A 3,261-nucleotide genomic window follows, 5' to 3' on the forward strand; every position below is an offset into this window, starting at 1 on the left:
GGTCTGCGGTTCGCTGCAGAATGTGGCCGTGGCGTCCACCGTGTTGGCGACAGTAGTAGGCCGTCCCGTCTTCGTCGAAGAAGAGCGAAGGATCAATACCCTCCTGGTCAAGCCACACTGGGTCCGACCAGGGTCCGGCCGGGTCCTTGGCCGTCACGTAGAAGTTGCCTCCGCAGTCTACGCAGGTGGTTACCACGTAGAAGAGCCCCTCGTGGTACCGGATGGTGGGAGCATAGATCCCACCTGAGGCTCTCACTCCGTCGAGATTGAGCTGGCTCTTCCTGGTGAGGACGTATCCAATGAGGCGCCAGTGCACCAGGTCCTTGCTGTGATGCACCGGTATGCCGGGGAAATACTCGAACGAGCTGTGTACCAGGTAATAGTCGTCTCCCACACGACAAACGCTGGGATCGGGATGAAACCCGGGCAGGATGGGATTGCGGGCAGTACGCGCAAACTGCTCGCCACAGGAGAATGATAGAGCCAACAGACAACAGCAGGTGAGGCGAGTGGAGATTCCCGTAAGCCGCTCCATGTCATACCCTCTCAGAGCTGGCGCCCCAGAAAACAGGTGAGCGCCGGCGACTTGTGCCATTCGCTGGGCGAGCCCTGGGCTGAAGACTGCTGTTCCCCGTTGAGACCAGAACGCCACATGCCCCTGCAAGCAGACAGGTTACGCAAGACAGGCCGGAGACCGATCCCTCGCCGCTCTCGGTTGTTGCATGAGACCAGGGAGGAAGTGGTCATGCACGGATACCCGTTGCCGCTTCACCCCCCTCAAGGCTTCCTGCTGGCTCGGCTTCTCCAGTAAAGGCTGTGTTTCAAACAAGAAGGAAGGACTCTGCCCGACCTCTGCCCGTGACTACTGGCTACGCACGAAGCGGCTTTGTGGATTCCCTGACGATGAAATCCGTTTCGAGCACCACTCTCTCGGGTGGCAATGCCGTTGGCGACTCGATGTTGCGTATGAGGATCTCAGCCGCCTTTCTCCCTATCTCGTACTGCGGTGCCCTGATCGTGGTCAGCGGGACCGGGTAGAGGCTGGCGTAGTAGATGTCATCGTTGCCGACGATTGAGATGTCATCTGGCACACGGATATTCAGTTCGCGCAGGGCGGTCATCACCGCGAGTGCCTGCTGGTCGTTAAAACAGACTATAGCTGTGGGATACTCGTGGGGTTGCCGACTCTTGAAATAGCGGAGGGTGTTGCCGTAACTCTCCTCGTGTCGTGACCCGATGGAAACGACCATGTCTTCACGAAAAACCAACGGGCTCTCGCTGAACGCTTGGCGGAAGCCGTCAATCCGCTCGTGCGTATGAGACGACTGCGGGGGTCCGGCAAAGTGGACGATCTTCGTGTGGCCGATCTCGATCAGGTACTTCACGGCTTTCTTGATGGCCTTGATATTGTCAATGGCCACCACGTTCGCCTGAATGCCCTTAACGTCCTCCAGAAGCACGAAGGGGTAATTGAGCATTTTCAACTTGAACAGGTGCTCAATTTCTGCAGTCCCTTCGACCAAGGGCGCAATGATCGCCCCCTTGATGTCCTTTGCAGAAAAGAGGTGCGTGTACTTCTTCTCGCATTCGTGGTCGTTCTCCGAGCTGGTGACCACCACAGAGTATCCCCTGCGGTTTGCGTACTCCCTGGCGCCCAAGGCTATGGTGGTGTAGAAGGGATAGCTCAAGTCCTTAATGATGATGCCAATGCTCTTGTCCAGTTCACCGTTCTTCAGGTTCCTAGCCACACCGCGGGGGCGGAAGTTCAGCTCCTTCATCACCTTGAGGACGTGCTCCCTGGTCTCCGCGCGAACAGTATTCCTGCCATTGATGACCGCAGAGACGGTTCCCTTCGACACTCCCGCCCGCTTGGCAACGTCCTCAATTGTCACTCTTTCCATTCAGGTCTCCCTAAGCGACTTGTTGAAACGTTCCAAAGTTTCGAACAAATATAGCTCTTTCCAAAACAAAAATCAACAGGAATGTGGCCGACGGGGCGCGATGCACTAGGCATTCTGGACAGCGACCGCCCCGCACCCATTGGCCCCTGAACTTGGGGACGATAAGTGCGTCTCCCCCCGGTGAAAAAGTCCTTGGGCAAGCCATTTTCTGCTTGACTTTTTCTGGCCCGTTCACTACCTTTGAACCGATTCAAGTAGTGCTGAACTCATCGCAGGACCGAATAGGAGGCTGTCCTCATGGCCCAGAAGGAGAGATTCCTGCGCACGAGCTTGCTCTTTCTTTCCCTCCTGGCCTGCAGTTGCCGCTCTCTGGGCACTACGGCACGCGAGGAAACCGGCGCATTTGCGCGTTCAGGCGCCTACTTTTCCGGTTCGTATCCCAACCTTTTTGCGACCCTCCTGGGCAAGAGCGCAGAAGAAATCGAGGCCAAAATAGCTGCAGCCTTTCAACAACTTTTCTACGGTCGCGACGAGAGCGAACGCATCTATTACCCCGTAGAGCCGGACATGGCCTACATTGTGGACGTCTTGCACCAGGACGTACGCACCGAAGGCATGTCCTATGGCATGATGATCAGTGTCCAGCTGGACAAGAAGGAGGAATTCGACCGCCTGTGGAAGTGGGCCAAGACCTACATGCAGCACAAGCGGGGTCCGCGACGCGGCTATTTCGCATGGCACTGTCGTACCACTGGCGCGGTGATCGATTCCAATGCTGCCTCCGACGGCGAGGAATGGTTCGTGATGGCCCTCTTTTTTGCCGCTGCCCGTTGGGGAAATGGCGAGGGTATCTACCACTACGAGGCGGAGGCACAGGCCATCCTCGAAGCGATGTTGAGCAAAGCGGATTCCTCTGACAGAGATGATGTGGTGACCAACATGTTCAACAGAAGGCACAAGCAGGTGGTCTTTGTGCCGGTGGGCAATGCGGACGATTTCACCGACCCTTCTTACCACGTGCCTCACTTCTATGAGCTGTGGGTCAGATGGGCGCGCAGGGAGAACGACTTCTGGTGTGAGGTCGCCGAGACGAGTAGGCAGTTCCTAAAGAGAGCTGCGCATCCCAAAACCGGGCTGTTCCCTGACTATGCTCTGTTCGACGGGTCTCCCCACGACCCTCCTTGGGGTGGAGGACACAGGGACTTTCGTTACGATGCATGGCGGGTGGGAATGAATATCGCCATGGACTATGTGTGGTTCCTCAAAGACGATTGGGCAGTCACTCAAAGCAATAGACTGCTCAATTTCTTCTTCGCCGAGGGGATTGGCACCTACGGCGACCTGTTCACCTTGGATGGCA

At 56.7% G+C, this 3,261-nt stretch carries 3 protein-coding genes; 1 reads left to right on the top strand and 2 read right to left on the bottom strand.

The features are described 5' to 3' along the window. A partial coding sequence (locus H5U38_10885) for a family 43 glycosylhydrolase (GenBank protein MBC7187529.1) occupies positions 1-535 on the bottom strand: 535 nt, incomplete at its 3' end. A gap of 334 nt (positions 536-869) precedes the next feature. Further along, positions 870-1,901, bottom strand: a complete 1,032-nt coding sequence (locus tag H5U38_10890) for a LacI family DNA-binding transcriptional regulator (GenBank protein MBC7187530.1) — start codon at positions 1,899-1,901, stop codon at positions 870-872. 297 nt (positions 1,902-2,198) lie between these two features. Between H5U38_10890 and H5U38_10895 the strand changes: the two genes are divergently transcribed. Next, the coding region (locus tag H5U38_10895) for a glycoside hydrolase (protein ID MBC7187531.1) at positions 2,199-3,261 on the top strand (1,063 nt) is incomplete at its 3' end.

This window comes from Calditrichota bacterium (genome assembly GCA_014359355.1).
Taxonomy (GTDB): Bacteria; Zhuqueibacterota; Zhuqueibacteria; order JANLFK01; family Oleimicrobiaceae; genus Oleimicrobium.

Bases quoted from the DNA above. Each gene is read 5' to 3' on its own strand.
- H5U38_10890 (MBC7187530.1), bottom strand. From the start codon at position 1,901: ATGGAAAGAGTGACAATTGAGGACGTTGCCAAGCGGGCGGGAGTGTCG.